The 17,489-nt window shown below is 71.7% G+C and carries 13 protein-coding genes and 1 pseudogene; 10 read left to right on the top strand and 4 right to left on the bottom strand.

What is annotated here, in order from left to right; all coding sequences use genetic code 11:
• Window positions 1-151: 151 nt before the first annotated feature.
• Window positions 152-1,720 carry a Re/Si-specific NAD(P)(+) transhydrogenase subunit alpha gene (locus tag ACGF3J_RS24705; RefSeq protein ID WP_393854820.1) on the top strand — a complete coding sequence of 523 codons (1,569 nt, stop codon included), beginning with the start codon at window positions 152-154 and terminating at the stop codon, window positions 1,718-1,720.
• Complete coding sequence (gene pntB, locus ACGF3J_RS24700) at window positions 1,720-3,165, top strand: Re/Si-specific NAD(P)(+) transhydrogenase subunit beta (protein ID WP_393854819.1); 1,446 nt, start codon at window positions 1,720-1,722, stop codon at window positions 3,163-3,165. The genes ACGF3J_RS24705 and pntB overlap by 1 nt, the downstream gene beginning before the upstream one ends.
• An 87-nt stretch (window positions 3,166-3,252) precedes the next feature.
• Here the strand turns inward: pntB and ACGF3J_RS24695 are convergent, their stop codons facing one another.
• Window positions 3,253-3,642, bottom strand: a complete 390-nt coding sequence (locus ACGF3J_RS24695) for a hypothetical protein (RefSeq protein WP_393854818.1) — start codon at window positions 3,640-3,642, stop codon at window positions 3,253-3,255.
• A 55-nt stretch (window positions 3,643-3,697) separates the two neighbouring features.
• A pseudogene (locus tag ACGF3J_RS24690) lies at window positions 3,698-4,096 on the bottom strand (winged helix-turn-helix transcriptional regulator); the annotation flags it as partial.
• Window positions 4,097-4,199: 103 nt separating this feature from the next.
• On the opposite strand from ACGF3J_RS24690, the gene ACGF3J_RS24685 reads away from it, so the two are divergent.
• Complete coding sequence (locus ACGF3J_RS24685; RefSeq protein ID WP_393854817.1) at window positions 4,200-5,051, top strand: alpha/beta hydrolase; 852 nt, start codon at window positions 4,200-4,202, stop codon at window positions 5,049-5,051.
• Window positions 5,052-5,081: 30 nt separating this feature from the next.
• Here the strand turns inward: ACGF3J_RS24685 and ACGF3J_RS24680 are convergent, their stop codons facing one another.
• Complete coding sequence (locus ACGF3J_RS24680) at window positions 5,082-5,504, bottom strand: MarR family winged helix-turn-helix transcriptional regulator (RefSeq protein ID WP_393854816.1); 423 nt, start codon at window positions 5,502-5,504, stop codon at window positions 5,082-5,084.
• Window positions 5,505-5,709: 205 nt separating this feature from the next.
• On the opposite strand from ACGF3J_RS24680, the gene eno reads away from it, so the two are divergent.
• Complete coding sequence (eno, locus tag ACGF3J_RS24675) at window positions 5,710-7,017, top strand: phosphopyruvate hydratase (protein ID WP_393854815.1); 1,308 nt, start codon at window positions 5,710-5,712, stop codon at window positions 7,015-7,017.
• Window positions 7,018-7,113: 96 nt separating this feature from the next.
• On the opposite strand, the gene ACGF3J_RS24670 is transcribed toward eno, so the two are convergent.
• Window positions 7,114-7,665: an EF-hand domain-containing protein gene (locus ACGF3J_RS24670; protein ID WP_393854814.1), complete on the bottom strand. Its 552-nt coding sequence runs from the start codon at window positions 7,663-7,665 to the stop codon at window positions 7,114-7,116.
• Between the two features lie 814 nt (window positions 7,666-8,479).
• Here ACGF3J_RS24670 and ACGF3J_RS24665 point away from each other — a divergent pair.
• The 6 genes from ACGF3J_RS24665 to asnB all read left to right on the top strand — a co-directional run bounded on the left by ACGF3J_RS24665 (window position 8,480) and on the right by asnB (window position 17,475).
• Window positions 8,480-9,970 carry a sugar transferase gene (locus ACGF3J_RS24665; RefSeq protein ID WP_393854813.1) on the top strand — a complete coding sequence of 497 codons (1,491 nt, stop codon included), beginning with the start codon at window positions 8,480-8,482 and terminating at the stop codon, window positions 9,968-9,970.
• 73 nt (window positions 9,971-10,043) lie between these two features.
• On the top strand, window positions 10,044-11,372 hold the full coding sequence (locus ACGF3J_RS24660) for a nucleotide sugar dehydrogenase (RefSeq protein WP_393854812.1): 1,329 nt from the start codon (window positions 10,044-10,046) through the stop codon (window positions 11,370-11,372).
• Window positions 11,362-12,648, top strand: a complete 1,287-nt coding sequence (locus ACGF3J_RS24655; RefSeq protein WP_161331083.1) for a glycosyltransferase family 4 protein — start codon at window positions 11,362-11,364, stop codon at window positions 12,646-12,648. The genes ACGF3J_RS24660 and ACGF3J_RS24655 overlap by 11 nt, the downstream gene beginning before the upstream one ends.
• Window positions 12,638-14,005 carry a Wzz/FepE/Etk N-terminal domain-containing protein gene (locus ACGF3J_RS24650; protein WP_393854811.1) on the top strand — a complete coding sequence of 456 codons (1,368 nt, stop codon included), beginning with the start codon at window positions 12,638-12,640 and terminating at the stop codon, window positions 14,003-14,005. Before ACGF3J_RS24655 ends, ACGF3J_RS24650 begins: the two co-directional genes overlap by 11 nt.
• On the top strand, window positions 14,002-15,537 hold the full coding sequence (locus ACGF3J_RS24645; protein ID WP_393854810.1) for a Wzz/FepE/Etk N-terminal domain-containing protein: 1,536 nt from the start codon (window positions 14,002-14,004) through the stop codon (window positions 15,535-15,537). The genes ACGF3J_RS24650 and ACGF3J_RS24645 overlap by 4 nt, the downstream gene beginning before the upstream one ends.
• Before the next feature lie 3 nt (window positions 15,538-15,540).
• The gene (gene asnB, locus ACGF3J_RS24640; protein WP_393854809.1) at window positions 15,541-17,475 is read left to right on the top strand and encodes an asparagine synthase (glutamine-hydrolyzing); all 1,935 of its coding nucleotides are present in this window, start codon (window positions 15,541-15,543) and stop codon (window positions 17,473-17,475) included.
• Window positions 17,476-17,489 lie beyond the last annotated feature (14 nt).

Here is a 17,489-nt window from a genome sequence, read left to right as displayed (position 1 = left end):
CGTCGAGCACGTCTCCCCGCCTCCCTGGACCAGATCGGTGCCGCTCATCCTCGTCGGCCGGTGAACCGCCGGACCGGGATCACGTTTTCGGTGCCCGCTCGCCCTCGTCTGGGTACGGAACCGGCAACAACGCCTCGACGAGAGACTGGACATGACTGGACACCACGCCACTCACCATCCGCCGCAACGCGTCGGCGTCGTCGCCGAGTCCATACCGGGAGAGACTCGTGTCGCCGCGACGCCCGCCACGGTCCGCCCGCTCCTCGGCCTCGGTTACGAGGTCGTCGTCGAGTCGGGAGCCGGCTCGGCCTCCGGGTTCGCCGACGACGCCTACGCGGAGGCGGGGGCCAGTATCGGCGAGGCCTGGGCCGCCGACGTCGTACTGAAGGTCAACCCGCCGTCGGGCGAGGAGGTCGCCGAACTGCGCGAGGGTGCGGCGCTGGTGGCGCTCATCGCGCCGGCACAGCGCCCGGACCTGCTGGAGGCGCTGGCCGCGCGGGACGTCACGGTGCTCGCCCTCGACGCGGTGCCGCGCATCTCGCGGGCCCAGTCGATGGACGTCCTCAGTTCCATGGCGAACATCGCCGGATACCGTGCGGTGATCGAGGCGGCGCACGCCTTCGGACGCTTCTTCACCGGGCAGGTCACCGCGGCGGGCAAGGTACCGCCCGCGAAGGTCCTCGTCGCCGGGGCCGGGGTCGCCGGCCTCGCCGCCATCGGGGCCGCGTCCAGCCTCGGCGCGGTCGTGCGGGCCACCGACCCGCGCCCCGAGGTCGCCGATCAGGTGCGCTCCCTGGGCGGCGAGTACCTGGCGGTGGACGCCTCCCAGGAGGCGAGTACCGACGGCTACGCCAGGGCGACCTCCACCGACTACGACCGGGCCGCGGCCGAGCTCTACCACGAGCAGGCCAGGGACGTGGACATCGTCATCACCACCGCCCTGATCCCCGGGCGGCCGGCGCCGCGACTGCTGACCGCCGCGGACGTGGCGGCGATGAGACCCGGCAGCGTCGTCGTCGACATGGCCGCCGCGCAGGGCGGCAACGTGGAAGGCACCGTCGCGGGCCGGACCGTGGTGACCGACAACGGCGTGACCCTCATCGGCTACACGGACCTGGCGTCCCGGCTCCCGGCCCAGGCCTCCCAGTTGTTCGGCACCAACCTGGTCAACCTGCTCGCCCTGGCCACCCCCGGCAAGGACGGGCGGTTCGCCGTCGACTTCGACGACGTGGTGCAGCGAGCCGTGACCGTGGTGCGCGCGGGCGCGGTCACCTGGCCTCCCCCACCGGTCGCCGTCTCGGCCGCCCCGGCCGCGGCGGAGCCCGCGGCGTCGCCGGCAGCGCCCGTGCCCGCGAGGAAGTCCCGGCTCACCCCGGCCGGGCGCTTCGGGCTGATCGGCCTCGGGATGGCGGTCACGTTCCTCCTGATCGCCTTCGCGCCGGCACAACTCGCCGAGAACCTGACGGTGTTCGCGCTCGCGGTGGTCATCGGCTACTACGTCATCGGCAAGGTGCACCACTCCCTGCACACACCGCTGATGTCGGTGACCAACGCCATTTCGGGGATCGTGGTGATCGGTGCCCTGTTGCAGGTCGGGCACGAGAGCGCGCTCGTCACCGTGCTGTCCTTCGTGGCGATCCTGCTGACGAGCGTGAACATCTTCGGAGGTTTCGCCGTCACCCGACGCATGCTGTCCATGTTCTCGAGAGGCGAGTCCTGATGACGTCCATGACCGCCTCCCGCGCGGCCGACCTGGTGGCGGCCCTGCTGTTCGTGCTCAGCCTGGCCGGCCTGTCCCAGCACCGCACCTCACGCGCCGGCGTCGTCTACGGCATCGCGGGGATGGCGCTGGCCCTGACCGCCACCATCGTCGTCTCGGCACAGAGCGTCTCCGCCGGTCCGATCGTGCTGATCCTGCTCGCCACGGTGATCGGCGCCGCGATCGGCCTGTGGCAGGCGCGGCGCGTGGAGATGACGCAGATGCCGGAGCTGATCGCGGTACTGCACAGCTTCGTCGGCCTCGCGGCCGTCCTGGTCGGCTGGAACAGCTACCTGGAGGTCGAGGCCCACGGCTCGCAGAACCTGATCGCCGCCGATCTGATCCGCATCCACCACGCCGAGGTGTTCATCGGCGTCTTCATCGGCGCGGTCACCTTCACCGGTTCCGTCGTCGCGTACCTGAAGCTGTCCGCCCGGATCAAGTCCCGGCCCCTGACGCTGCCCGGCAAGAACGCCCTCAACCTGGGCGCGCTGGCCCTGTTCGCCGCGCTCACGGTCTGGTTCACCGTCAGTCCGAACCTGCCTCTGATGGTGACGGTCACGGTCCTGGCGCTCGCCCTGGGCTGGCACCTGGTGGCCTCGATCGGCGGTGGCGACATGCCCGTCGTCGTCTCCATGCTCAACAGCTACTCCGGGTGGGCCGCGGCGGCCGCCGGCTTCCTGCTCGACAACAACCTGCTCATCGTCACCGGGGCCCTGGTCGGAGCCTCGGGTGCGTATCTGAGCTACATCATGTGTCAGGCGATGAACCGTTCCTTCCTCTCCGTCATCGCGGGCGGTTTCGGCATGGAGGCCCCGCCCAGCGGTGCCGAGGAGCAGGGCGAGCACCGCGAGATCCGGGCGCACGAGGCGGCCGGGCTGCTCGCGGGGGCGCGGTCGGTGGTGATCACTCCCGGCTACGGCATGGCCGTGGCGCAGGCCCAGCATCCGGTCGCGGAGCTGACACGGCGGCTGCGCGAGCGCGGCATCGAGGTCCGGTTCGGCGTCCACCCCGTCGCGGGGCGACTGCCCGGGCACATGAACGTGCTCCTGGCCGAGGCGAAGGTGCCGTACGACATCGTCCTGGAGATGGACGAGATCAACGACGACTTCGCGGACACGTCGGTGGTGCTGGTCATCGGGGCGAACGACACGGTCAACCCCTCCGCGACCGAGGACCCGTCGAGCCCGATCGCGGGCATGCCGGTGCTACGGGTCTGGGAGGCGGAGAACGTCATCGTCTTCAAGCGCTCGATGGCCTCCGGCTACGCGGGCGTGCAGAACCCGCTGTTCTTCCGGGAGAACAGCGGCATGCTCTTCGGCGACGCCAAGCAGAGCGTCGAGGAGATACTGCGGGCTCTCGGTTCGCAGGAGCGGGTCGGCGAACGCGTGCGCGGGGCCGTCTGACGGTGTCGCACGGAGCGGGTGCCCCGGCCCAGGCCGGGCACCCGCTGACCGGCGGCGTGGGCGGCGGACGGAGCCACCGCGAGACGGTCAGGCGTCGGGATCGACGTCGGGGTGTGTGAAGCGCACGGGCTTGCCCAGTGACCGGGCGTAGGCGATTTCGGCTCGGGTGCTGTCTCCGATGTAGCCGCCGACGACGAGCACCTCGTCGGCGAGCCGGATCTTCGCCCGGTGCAGATCGTCGAGTCGCACCTTCAGCGCCTCGGCCTCGACGGGGTCGGACCAGAGTTCGTGCGGCGACTTCATGTCACAGCCGGGTTTGACGACGATCCTTCCGGCTCTGGTCTCCCGCAGATCGGCCTCGTTCATCTCGGTCATGAAGCGGGTGGAGCCGCAGATCGCGACGATGCGAGGGAGGCTCAGCAGCTTCTTCGCCCGGGCCAGCTGCTCCTCGGGGGTGAGCAGGTGCGGGTATGACACCGGTTCCTCCTGGTGGTGTGGTCCTGGGCATGCCCGCGATCCAGCCCGGGGGCGACTCGTCGGCGAGCTGGTTGCTGCGGTCGATTTCCGGCATGTGTGTCTCGGCCCAGACCCGCAGCGCGGAGAGCGGTCCTTCGAGGGACAGGCCGAGTTCGGTGAGCCGGTAGTGGACGGCGGGCGGCACGGTGGGTTCCACGCGCCGTGCGACCAGGCCGTCGCGGACCAGGCTCTTCAAGGTGACGGACAGCATCTTCTGTGAGATGCCGGGGATACGGCGCCGCAGTTCAGCGAAACGCAGCTCGTCCGGAGCCTCCTCGGCCAGCACCTTGACCGCCATCGACGTCCACTTGGTGCCGATACGGTCGAGCAACTGGCGGGCCGGGCAGCGCGGATCCAGCAGATCACCCCGCTCACCGGGCCGCCGGGCGGGTTCGCCGGGCCTCGATGTGGTCACTCAGGGCTCACCACCTGAAGGGAAAGTGCCGTCTTGGACGGACCAGGATAGTTCCCTAGCGTGACCAGGTCACCATTCCTCACCACACACCTGGAGCCTGTCCATGCCCGAACTGCGGCGCGTCCCCGTCAACGGTGTCGAACTGAACGTCGCTCTCGCCGGATCGGGCCCGGCCGTACTGCTGCTGCACGGCTTCCCGCACACCTGGGAGCTGTGGACGGACGTCATGGCCGATCTGTCCGGCCGCTACCGCGTCATCGCGCCGGACCTGCGCGGGTTCGGCGCGAGCAGCCCCGCCGCCTCCGGGTACGACGCGGGCACCCTGGCCGAGGACGCGGCGGCGCTGCTCACCTCGCTCGGCGTTTCCCCGGCCGCGGTGGTGGGCATCGACGCGGGTGCTGCGCTGGCCTTCCTCCTGACCCTGCGTCGCCCCGGGCTCGTCCGGCGCCTGGTCGTGATGGAGTCCCTGCTGGGGACGCTGCCCGGCGCCGAGGACTTCCTCGCCGACGGGCCGCCGTGGTGGTTCGGCTTCCATTCCGCCGCGCCCGGCCTCGCCGAGACCGTGCTGCAGGGCCACGAGGCCGACTACGTCGACTGGTTTCTGCGCGCCGGCACGCTCGGCGACGGGGTGCGCCCCGAGCTTCGGGACGCCTTCGTCCGCGCATACACCGGCCGCCCGGCGTTGAGCCGCGCGTTCGCGTACTACCGGGCACTGCCCGAGAGCGCCGCACAGATCGAGCGGGCGGTCGCCACCGCCCGCCTGAAAGCGCCGACGATGGCGGTGGGCGCCCGGCCCGTCGGTGCCTCGCTGGAACGCCAGCTCCGACCGTTCACCGACGACCTCACCGGACACGTCATCGAGGACTGCGGCCACATCATTCCGCTGCATCGCCCGCGCGAACTGCTCAGGCTGCTGCGTCCGTTCCTGGCCGGTGAGCACGCGAACCCAGCCTGACCAGGGCGGGGTCGACTTTCCATAGCCGCCCTAGTAGTCCGCGAGCCGCTCCAGCAGCGCGGTGCTCCGGGCCAGCAGCGCCCGTTCCTCGTCGTCGAGGCCGGCGTCGATGGCCTGGGCGAGCCAGCCGGCCCTGCGGTTGCGTTCCGCTTCGAGCGCGGCCCGGCCCGCGTCCGACAGCTCCACCAGGGTCTTGCGGCCGTCGGTGGGGTGCGCGCGGCGGGTGACGAGGTCCTTCTCCATGAGCAGACCCACCGCCCGGGCCATCGACTGGGGGCGGACGCGTTGGTCCGCGGCGAGATCGCTGGTGGTCATGGCCCCGGCTCGGTCGAGTGAGCCCAGGACGGCGATCTGACCCAGCGGAATGCGGTCCTCGTGCCTGACGCGTCTGGTCAGCTTTCCCATCGCGGTGCGCAGTTCGGCGGCGATGGCGGCGGCTTCCGAGGTGGGCATACGGCACTTTATCCCGCTGACCAGCATTGCTGTGCACCTGAGCTGCACAGCAGAAGAACCCGCACGGCGGGACTGCACAGCAGAGCTGCGCAGCAGAACTGAACAGCAAGACTGTTCAGCATTGCTGTAGTGTCTGTGCTGTCGGGCTCAGCGCCAGCGTTGTCGCAGCCGGGGCCACGGCACACGACAACGGGAAGGACCTCCCATGTCCGCACAGGCAGCCGAAGACGTCGCGGCCGTCATCGAGACCGTCACCGCCCGCCGGATCATCGACAGCCGAGGCAATCCCACGGTCGAGGTCGATGTCGTCCTGGAGGACGGGTCCCTGGGGCGCGCGGCTGTCCCCTCCGGGGCCTCGACGGGTGCCCGGGAGGCCGTCGAGCTGCGTGACGGAGACTCCGCGCGCTGGCACGGCAAGGGCGTCGACCGCGCCGTGGCCCACGTCAACGGCGACATCGCGGCAGCCGTGCGCGGCCGGGACGCGGCGGACCAGGCGGGGCTCGACGGCGCGCTGATCACCCTCGACGGGACGGCCACGAAGTCCCGGCTCGGGGCCAACGCGATCCTCGGGGTCTCCCTCGCCACCGCCAAGGCCGCCGCGGCAGCCCGGCGCCGGCCCCTCTACCGCTACCTGGGCGGGGCCGACGCACACCTCCTGCCGCTGCCCATGATGAACATCGTCAACGGCGGTGCCCACGCCGACAATCCGCTGGACTTCCAGGAGTTCATGATCGCGCCGGTGGGCGCGGACACCTTCGCCGAGGCCGTCCGCATGGGCAGCGAGGTCTTCCACACCCTGCGCCGCGATCTGCTGACCGCCGGGCACTCCACGGGCGTCGGCGACGAGGGCGGCTTCGCACCGGACCTGCGCACGGCCGAGGAGGCGCTCGACTTCGTGATGGCCGCCATCGAACGCACCGGCTACCGACCCGGCACGGACATCGGCCTGGTCATGGACCCGGCGTCGTCGGAGTTCTTCCACGACGGGGTGTACGACTACACGGGCGAGGGAGTGCGGCGCACCCCCTCGGAGCAGGCCGACTACCTGGCCAGGCTCATCGACGCCTACCCGGTCGTCTCCATCGAGGACCCGATGGCGGAGAACGACCTGGACGGGTGGCGCGAGCTGACCGCCCGCGTCGGTGACCGCTGCCAGCTCACCGGCGACGACGTGTTCTGCACCAACGAGACGCTGCTGCGCGAGGGGATCCGCACCGGCGTCGGCAACTCCGTCCTGGTCAAGGTCAACCAGATCGGGACCCTGACGGAGGCGCAGGCCGCCGTGGCCACGGCCCACCAGGCGGGCTGGACGGCCGTCATGTCGCACCGCTCGGGCGAGACGGAGGACACGACGATCGCGGATCTCGCGGTGGCGACCGGCTGCGGTCAGATCAAGACCGGATCGCTCTCCCGCTCCGACCGGACGGCGAAGTACAACCAACTCATCCGCATTGAGGAGGAGTTGGGATCCGCAGCACGCTTCGCGGGCGGCTCCGCGCTGCGGCGGGCATGAACGGGAGCCGCGGCGGCCGGTCACTGCCCACGACCGCCGGGGCGCTCCCGGCGGCCGGCGCGCCGACACCGTACTCCCGTGTCGGCGCCCGCGGCGTCAGGCGGCCGGGGCCAGTGGACCGCACATCACGTTGCCGGGCTCGGCCGGGTCGTCGCTGATCCAGAACTGCAGCCACAGCAGCGCGAACTCCGGCCGGCCGAGGTAGCCGTCGCCGTCCTGGTCGAGACGGTCGAACACGTCCCCCGTCGCCGTGCCGCGCCCGTGCCAGGTGTCGATGAGCCGCTGATGCTCGGCGCGGGAGATGCGTCCGTCACCGTTCTCGTCCACGGCGTCGAAGATGGTGTCGGCCGTGGCCGTGACGGCCTCGGGCATCGACGGCAGCCGGTCCACCATCGCCATCAGGATGTCCATGTCGACCTGCCCCGCGCCTCCCCCCTCCTCGGCGGCGAGGGCCGACAGCTGGTGCCACCACCCCATGAGCACGCCCCGCACCCGCTCCGTCAGCTCCGGAGCGGCGGCGACGCGCGGCAGCAGGCGCCACCGCTCCACGAGCGCCGCGAAGTCCGCCTCCTCCAGAAGGCCGTTGCCGTCGGCGTCGAACGCCTCGAACATCGCCCCGACCTTCGCCCGCTGAAACCCACTGGCCATCTCAAGCCCCCTGACTCACCCGGTTGGGGAGAGCCTGTCCAGTTCCACGGGCCGGCCAACGGCGCCCGGGATCACCGTCGGCCGAGTCCACGCCACCGCGCGCCGGTTTGGAGCCGCGGCGACCTCCCCCGCCCGCACTCCAGCGACGACCGAGGCCCCACCCCGCCGCAATCCAGCCGATGTTGATCCCGATGCCCCTCCACGGCGGGCGGGCGATCTCCGCCGGAGAGCGCTCTTCGCCGGCCGGGCCGGCGCGATCGGGCAACCGCGTGCAAAGTCGCGGGCCATGAGCGCGGACGATCACACGGCACAAGACCCGCAGCTCAGCACCGGTTCCATGACTGACGGTCAGAGCTCGGGGGTGAGCAGTATCGCAAATTCGATCAAGGCCGTCGCCGGAGTCCGGGCGACATCGGGAGCGCCGCAAAGCGTGACCGATTAATGAAGGTAACCTCAAAGGTTGAACACAAATTACACACATCCCCTCTTCACACCGGGCCACGATGGTCTACATTGACCGTGCTTCGACACGAGGCGACCAGTAATGATCTATAGGTCCGGCACTGCGGCAGGTCAGCGTTGCACCCTGCGGCATCCGTGCCGGCCATGGGGATGATCAATTTCTGGAGCCCGAAAGGGCGCTTGGGTGAGGGGAGCACCCAAGGTTTCGGCGGGTACCGGCGCGCCTCGAATTCCAGTAGCTCTGCTTCAAGTAGCTCTGCATTGCCGCATCGGCACGGAAGGCGGGGGCCTCCCGGCAGAGCAAAACAGTGTTGGGCGAACACGTCGAATCACTGGGGACCTGGGGGGTTCTGTGCGGCAAGGGGGAATAGTCAGCCCTTTTCCGGCTGCGGGCGGAAGCCTGGCGAACGGGGCGGTCGGCCGGCCCGCGGTCGACTGGGAGCAGCGATATCGCCGTACCGTGATCACCACCGATACGGTGGCGACCGCCGTCGTCGTAGCCGCGATCGGTAACTTCTTCGGGGCCCGGGACGCGGCCAACTGGCACGAGAAGTGGGGAATTCTCGCCTTCGGCACCGAACTGCTGGTGCTGGGCGCGCTCGCGGTGAGCCGGTCGTGGGCCCCGGGGGTGCTCGGCCAGGGTGCCGAGGAATTCCGCCGGCTCGGGCGCTCACTGTTCATGGCGACCGTCGTACTGGCGCTCGGCGGGATCGCCCTCACCTCGCGCAACATCAAACTCTGGATCTTCGTCGCCATTCCCGCGATCGCGCTGGTCACCATGACCGCGCGGTACGTGCTGCGGCTGTGGCTGCACCGGCAGCGGAAGGACGGGCGGTGCCTGATACCGGTGCTCGCCGCCGGGAGTCCCGCCACCGTGCGCGACCTGATCACGCGGACCCGAAGATTCCCGCATCTCGGCTGGCGGGTCGACGCGGTGTGCACGACGGACGGTTTGGGGACGAACGGTCAGGGGCACGACGACCGACTGGACGGAGTGCCGGTCGTCGGCCGGCTCTCGGACGTCGCGGGCCACGTCCACCGCGACGGCTACCGTGTCGTCGCCGTCACACCGGACCCGCACTGGTCGCCGGACCGGCTCCAGCGACTGGCCTGGAACCTTGAAGGCAGCGACACCGAGATGGTCGTGGCACCCGTGCTGATGGAGGTGGCCGGACCGCGGCTGCACATCGACGCGGTGCTCGGCATCCCCTTACTGCGGGTCAGCATGCCGACCTTCACGGGTGGCCGCCGCGCGATCAAGGGGATCGTCGACCGGGCCGGCGCGGCGGTCCTGCTGGTGCTGTTCGCGCCGCTGATGGTGCTCGTGGGGCTGCTCGTGCTGGTCGACAGCCGGGGCGGGGCCTTCTACCGCCAGCGCAGGGTCGGCAAGGACGGCCGCGAGTTCACCATCCTGAAGTTCCGCACCATGGTCGCCGGGGCGGACCGGGCGCGTGCGGCGCTGGCCGATCGCAACGAGGGCGCCGGCCTGCTGTTCAAGCTCCGCCGGGACCCGCGGGTGACCCGGGTCGGTGCGGTGCTGCGCCGGTACTCGCTCGACGAACTGCCGCAGCTCTTCAACGTGTTGACCGGATCGATGTCGCTCGTCGGCCCGCGGCCCCCGTTGCCGGAGGAGTCCGCCGCCTACGGACCGGACATCCGGCGGCGGCTGCTGGTCAAGCCCGGGCTCACCGGCCTGTGGCAGATCAGCGGACGCAGCGACCTGTCGTGGGACGAGGCGGTCCGGCTGGACCTGCGGTACGTGGAGGACTGGTCGCTCGCCCTGGACACAGTGATCTTGTGGAAGACGCTGCGTGCGGTGTTCTACGGCCAGGGGGCCTACTGATGCGCCGGAGCCGTGGTCCGGCCGGCGCAGGGACCGCAGGCCCGGTGGGCCTGCCTGGGGGGAGGAACGCGTCATGAGAGTCAGCGTTTTCGGGCTCGGCTACGTGGGCTGTGTGTCGGCCGCGTGCCTGGCCGAAATCGGCCACGAGGTCATCGGGGTGGACGTGAACCAGGTGAAGGTCGACCTGGTCAACGACGGCAAGGCCCCGGTGGTCGAGGAGCGGATCGGCGAGCTGATCGCCGAGGTCACGGGGACCGGCGCGTTACGCGCCACCGTCGACGTCCACGAGGCGGTCATGAACAGCGAGGTGTCGCTGGTCTGCGTGGGCACCCCGTCGGAGCCCAACGGCAGCCTGTGCACGACCTACTTGGAGCGGGTCACCGAGCAGATCGGCGCCGCGCTGGCGGCCCGCGGTGAGCGCGGCGGGCGGCACACCGTCGTGTTCCGCAGCACCATGCTCCCCGGCACCTGCCTCAACCTGCTGGTGCCGATCCTGGAGAAGGCCGTCGGCGGCACGGCCGGCGTGGACATCGGGGTCGCGGTCAACCCGGAGTTCCTGCGCGAGGGCACGAGCGTGCGGGACTTCTTCGACCCGCCGAAGACCGTCATCGGCGAGCTGGATCCCGCCAGCGGCGAGGCGGTGATGGAGCTGTACTACGGCCTGCCCGGCGAGGTGTTCCGGGTGCCGATCCCGACGGCGGAGGCGATCAAGTACGCCGACAACGCGTTCCACGGCCTCAAGATCGGCTTCGCGAACGAGCTGGGCGCGGTGTGTCAGGCGCTGGGCGTGGACTCGCACCAGGTGATGGACGTGTTCCTGGCCGACCGCAAGCTGAACATCAGCCCCGCCTATCTGCGGCCCGGCTTCGCCTTCGGTGGTTCGTGCCTGCCCAAGGACCTGCGCAGCCTGGTCCACGCGGCGCAGCGGGCCGACGTCTCGGTGCCCATCCTCTCCCACGTGCTGCCCTCCAACTCCGACCATCTGCAGCGCGCGGTGGAGCTGGTCGAGCGCACCGGCAAACGCCGGGCGGGCCTGCTCGGGCTGTCCTTCAAGCCCGGCACCGACGACCTCCGCGAGAGCCCGCTGGTCGAGCTGGCGGAGCGGCTCTTCGGCAAGGGGTACGACCTGCGGATCTACGACGCCAACGTGAGCCTGTCCCGGCTGCTCGGCGCGAACCGCGAGTACATCGAGACGCGGCTGCCGCACCTCGCGCAGCTGCTCGCGGACTCCGTCGAGGAGGTACTCGACCACGCCGAGGTGTGCGTCGTCGGGACCAGGGACCCGGCCGTGCTGTCGGCGCTGCCCCGTGGCGCCGGCGGCCCCGTGATCGTCGATCTCGTCCACCTTCCCGACGCCGAGGCGCGCCGGGCCGAACCGGGGTACATGGGCCTTGCTTGGTGACACGGCGTCGAATGACGCGAAGGGCGGTGCCGGGCCGGAACGGCGCGCGCTGATCCTGGTCGAGAACCTGTCGGTCCCGTTCGACCGGCGGGTCTGGCAGGAGTGCACGACGCTGCGCGACGCGGGCTGGACGGTGCACGTCATCTGTCCCCGGGGAACGAAGCGGGACACGGAGCCGGAGGCGGAGATCGACGGGGTGCGGATCCACCGCTACCCGTTGCGCGCGGCCACCGGAGGACCGGCCGGCTATCTGCGGGAGTACGGAGCGGCGTTGTGGCACACGGTCCGGCTGGCCCGGAAGGTCGGCCCGGTCCACGTGGTCCACGCCTGCAACCCGCCCGACCTGCTGTTCCTGCCCGCGTTGTGGATGAAGCGGCGCGGCGCGCGGTTCGTCTTCGACCAGCACGACCTGGTTCCCGAGCTGTACCTGTCCCGGTTCGGCCGCGGTGAGGACCTGCTCTACCGCGGTGTGCGCGCCCTGGAGCGGCTCACTTACCGGGCCGCGGACGTCGTGATCGCCACGAACGAGAGCTACCGGGACGTCGCGGTGCGCCGTGGCGGCCGGCGTCCGGCGGACGTCTTCGTGGTCCGCAGCGCTCCCGACGTCGACCGGTTCCACCCGGTCCCGCCCGAGCCGGAGTTGAAGCGAGGCAAGCCTCATCTGCTCTGCTACCTCGGCGTCATGGGCCCGCAGGACGGCGTCGACTACGCCTTGCGGGCCCTCGCGAGGCTGCGCGACGACCTCGGGCGGACCGACTGGCACGCGGTGTTCGTCGGCGCCGGTGACACCTTCGACGAGATGGTGGAGCTGTCCCGACGGCTCGGGCTCGCGGATCAGGTGCAGTTCACCGGGCGCATTCCGGACGCCGACCTGGTGCGCTACCTGTCGACCGCGGACGTGTGCCTCTCCCCCGACCCGCGCAATCCGCTCAACGACGTGTCGACGATGAACAAGGTCCTGGAGTACATGGTGATGGGCCGGCCGATCGTCTCGTTCGACCTCCGGGAGGCGAGGGTCTCCGCGGGCGACGCGGCCGTCTACGCGCCCGCCAACGACGAGGCCGAGTTCGCCGGGCTCATCGCGCTGCTCCTCGACGACCCGGAGCGGCGGGAGCAGATGGGCAAGCTCGGCCAGGAGCGGATCGGCGGAGAGCTCTCCTGGCGGAACTCCCAGCGGTCGCTGCTCGCCGCCTACGCCGCCGCCTGCGACGGCCGCACTCCGGTGCCGCCGGCCGGCACGTCAGTACAGGGCGGGAGCCGCACCGTTGAGCGATGACACCATACGTCTGGTCACGATCGGGCGGATGCTGCGCAGGCGTCGGCGGCTCTTCGCCGTCCTCGCCGTGGTGGGCGCACTCGTCGGTTACGGCGCCTCCCTGCTGTTCCCGCCGAGATACACGACGTCGGCATCCGTCCTCCTGCCCGGGCAGTGGGAGCAGCGCGAGCTGCTGACCCAGGCGAAGATCGCGACCAGTTCGGAGGTGGTCGACCGCGCGGCCGCCGCGCTCCACTGGAACGGCGTGGACGGCATCGGCCTGCGGGAGCAGGTGGGCGCCGAGGCCACCGACGGGAACATCATCAAGATCTCGGGTACGGCCGACAGCCCCGGGCGCGCGCAGCGGCTCTCCGACGAGGTGGCACAGCAGTTCGTCTCCTTCGCCGCGCGGATCGCGGGCGACAACACCGGTTCCGACGCGGCCACGGAGTCCGAGGCGCTGCGGCAGCAGGTCGTGCGCACCAACCGCCGCATCACCGATCTGGCCGACTCGGCCGACCCCGGGCGGACCGTGGAGAGCGTGCAGGCCCGCACCGAACTGGCGAAGCTGCGTACCACGCTGGCGGACGCCATGAACAAGCTGGAGCAGGCAGACGGGGCGACGGGCAAGGCCAACCTGGTCGTCATGGGGCCGGCGGCCCGGCCGACCGGCGAGGCCCCGCCGACGCGGGTGCACCTGATCGCGGGCGGGGCGCTGCTGTTCCTCGTGCTCGCGATCGTCGGGCATCTCGTCACCGCACGCAGGAATCGCCGGCCGCGCTCCGGTCAGGAGATCGCCGGGGCGCTCGGCTCCGCGCTGCTGGGTACCGTCGACGTACCCGGTGAGCGGCCGGCGCCTCGACCGGACGGCCGTGGCCGAGGAGCCCGGATCAGCGGCCTGCTGGGCATCGACACGCCGTGGGACACGCCGCCCCCGCCCGCATCCGGCGACGAGGAGGGCCGGCGGATCCGCTACCGGCGGGTGTGCGCCCGTCTCCGGGACCGGCTGCCGGCCCCCCGGCGGCTGCTGGTGGTCGTTCCGGACGGCGACGAGACCGCCCGTCGGGCCGCGCGGCAACTCGTCGCGGAGGCCGGGGGCGATGCGCTGCTGCGGGTGGCGGAGGTCTCGGTGGACCGGCCGATGGTGCCTGATCGCGACGCCGAGTCCGGTGCCCTGGTCGTGCTCGGCGCGGGCAGCCGGACCGCGGGCGAGCTGGCCGGCATCGCCGAGGCCTGTGCGGACGCCGGGCACGAGGTCGTGGGTGTCGTCGTCGCCACCCCCGTCCTGGCCCCCCGGGGCCGGGCGGCCGCGGGCCCTCCGCGCCACCGGGCGCCGGCGGTCGCGGTCGGCGACGACGCGAGGGGAGGTTCGGCGTGACGACGGACAGGACAGCGGACTCTCCGGCCGCCGCTCCGCTGCTGGATCTGCAGCCGCTGGTGGTGGCCGTACGCAGGCGCCGCCGTCTGTGGTGCTCCCTGGCGATGCTGGGGCTGGTGGCCGGCGGGGCGCTCGCGGTCCTGCTGCCGCCACCCCCGACCGCGGTGACGAAGGTGCTGGTCGCGCACAAGGAGGACCAGCCGAACGACACCGGAACGCTGATCCGCACCGACGTCGAGCTGCTGAGGACGACGCGGATCGCCGAGGCGGCCCTGAAGTCCCTCAAGTCCCCGGAGAAACCGGAGGACTTCATGGCGGACTACCGGGGCACCGGCCTCACCAACAACCTGCTCGAGATCACCGTGTCCGGCGACAGCGACGCCCAGGCCGTGGCCCGGGCCGAGGCGCTGGCGGACGCGTTCGTCGCGGACCATGTCCGTCGGATGCGCGAGACCGCGGCCGCCGAGTCCAAAGCCCTGCTCGAGCAGCGGGAGCGCACGCGGGACGAACTCGCCGAGGTCAACAAGGCGATCGGGGACCGGTCACCGGAGAGCGACCCGAAGGCGTCGGCGAGCCTCGAATCGCTCTTCGCCCGCCGGGCCGAACTCAGTTCACGTGTCGCCGACTTCGACCAGCGGGCCGCGGAGGCACGTACCGGTACACCCGGGATCGTCTCCGGCACACAGATCGTGGACGCCCCTCGCGCGGTACGGCACTCCCTGCCCAGGACCGCTGCCACCAACGCCGGGATCGGACTCGTCCTCGGGCTGGTCCTCGGGCTCGTGGTGGCCGCGGTCGGCTCCCTGGTGGCGGACCGCCCGGTGCTGCGCCGGGAGATCGCGGCGCACCTCGGGGCCTCGGTCGTCGCGGAGCTGCCCCGCCGCGGATCGCCCAGGCTCTGGCGGCGCCGTCGGATCCGCGCGGCGCGCTCACGGCTCACCACGTCCCTGGCCCGCACCGTGCGCGGCTCCGAGGAACCGGTGTCGCTGCTGGAACTGGGGTGTGCGCGCAGCGCGGGCGTCATCGCCCTCGACCTCGCGGCGGCACTGGTGGCGCGGGACGGACAGGAGTCGGTGGTCGTCGTCGACGCCCTGCCCGGCCTCCCGCTCGCCCGGCGCCGCCCGAAGCCGGGAGACCCGACCGTGATCGGCGGCGAGGACGCCGCCACGGCCCGGCCGGAGCAGGAGCGCCGGCTCTGCGTCGGCTCGGTGGCGCCGGGCACGGCGTGGACCGATCTGCCGCACCTCGGCGGCCGTACGGTGCTCGTCGTCCGGGCCGGGCACGGCAGTGCCGCCTGGCTGCACACCGTGGCCCGGCACCTTGCCGACCAGCGCGTCACGGTGATCGGTGTGGTGCTGATCGACCCCGATCCACGGGACCGGACCGACGGCACGCTGTGGGACGGGCGGGCCCACGCGCTGCGCGGCCGCGGCGAGCGGCCGGCCCGGCCGAACGGGACCGAACGACCGCGGACGGAGCGGCTGCCGATGCGGGCGACGCGGGTCCCGGACAGCGACCAGGAGGGGCGATAGGACATGTGTGGCATCGCAGGCACCTACCGGTGGCCGGACGGGAAGGCCGTGGCCGACCGGCTGACCGACGTCCTCGCCCACCGCGGCCCGGACGGGGCGGGCCGCTACAGCCACCCCGTCGGCGAGGGCGAAGTACACCTCGGGCACCGCCGGCTGGCGATCATCGACCTGACCGAGACGGGCGCCCAGCCGATGGTCTCGGGGGGCCTCGTCCTGACGTACAACGGCGAGCTGTACAACGCGCCGGAGCTGCGTGCCGAGCTGGCGGCCGCCGGGGTGCGCTTTCGCGGTACGTCCGACACCGAGGTGCTGCTGGAGGCGTGGCGGCGCTGGGGCACCGACTGCCTGCCCAGGCTGCGCGGCATGTTCGCGTTCGGGATCTTCGACGAGCGGACCGGTGACCTGTTCCTCGCCCGCGACCAGCTCGGCGTCAAGCCGCTGTTCCTGCTCCGGCGCGGCGAGGGCCTGGTGTTCGCCTCCGAGCTGAAGGCGCTCGCCGCCGTGACCGGCGGGTCGCTGGAGGTGGACCACGGGGCGCTGGTCGCCTCGCTGCTGTACTACTGGGTGCCGGACTCGCGCTGTGCGTTGCGCGGCGCGGAGAAGCTGCCGCCGGGGAGCTGGCTGCGGTGCCGGCCCGACGGCCGAGTGGAGCGCGGCCGGTACTGGAACCTGAAGGACGTCGCGGCCGAGGGCCGGGAGCGGGCGCTGAGCGGCGAACGGCCGGATGTCGCGGCCGTCGTCGAGGAGTCGACCCGGCGGCACCTGCTCTCCGACGTGCCGGTGGCAACGTTCCTCTCCGGCGGGCTGGACTCCAGCTACCTGACCGCGCTGGCCGCCCGCGACCGGCCCGGGATCTCCGCGTACACGATCGGGTTCCGCGCCGAGGACGCCAGGTTCGAGGCGATGCCCGACGACCTGCGTCACGCCCGGCGGGTGGCCGAGCGGTTCGGCGTCGACCTGCACGAGATCGAGATCGCCCCCGACGTGCTCGACCTGCTGCCGCGGATGACGTACCACCTGGACGAGCCGATCGGCGACCCCGCGGCGATCAACACGTTCCTGATCTGCGAGGCCGCCCGGGAGGCCGGGGTCAAGGTGATGCTCTCGGGGATGGGCGCCGACGAGCTGTTCGCCGGGTACCGCAAGCACCTGGCCAACCTGCTCGCGCTGCGCTACCAGCGTGTCCCGCGTCCCCTGCGGCGCGGCGTGTCCGCGGCCGTGGACCGGCTGCCGGTGGCCACGGCCCGTCGCGGGTACCGGTCGGTGCGCTTCGCGAAGCGGTTCCTCTCCTTCGCCGAACTGCCCGAGGAGACCGCGTTCCGGCGCAGCTACACCATGTACGACCGGGACGAGCTGCTCGCCCTGGTCGATCCCGACCTGGCCGGGACGGTGGAGGACGTGCTGACCGAGCACGCCGACGTGTACCGGGACAACGACCTCGACGACTTCGTCAACCGGATGTGCCTGGGTGACGCCCGGATGTTCCTGCCGGGCCTGAACCTCGCCTACACGGACCGGTCGAGCATGGCCGCGTCGACCGAGGTGCGTGTGCCGTACGTGGACGTCGAGGTGGTCAAGGCGGCCTTCGCCGTGCCCGGAGACCGCAAGATCGCCGGACGTCAGGGCAAGGCGGTCCTCAAGAAGGCAGCCGTCTCGGTCCTGCCCCGGGAGATCGTGTACCGGCCCAAGGGTCTGTTCAGCGCTCCGCTGCGGGCCTGGATGAGCCGGGATCTGGCACCGCTGGTCCGCGAGGTGGTACACGACGGCGAGCTGGTCCGGGCCGGGTTGCTGCGCCGCGACGCGCTGGCCCGGCTGATCGCCGAGGACGCCGCCGGGCACCGGGACTACTCCAAGCATCTGTGGCACGTGCTGACCCTCGAGTACTGGTATCGCGGCGCGCTTTCCGGGGCCGGCCAGAACTCTCCCTCGACGGCGTAGAGACAAGAGGACTT

The organism is Streptomyces sp. NPDC048171 (assembly GCF_043202655.1).
GTDB lineage: Bacteria > Actinomycetota > Actinomycetes > Streptomycetales > Streptomycetaceae > Streptomyces.
The sequence above is the reverse complement of the archived record's forward strand: the minus strand, read 5'-3'. Positions and strand labels throughout refer to the sequence as shown.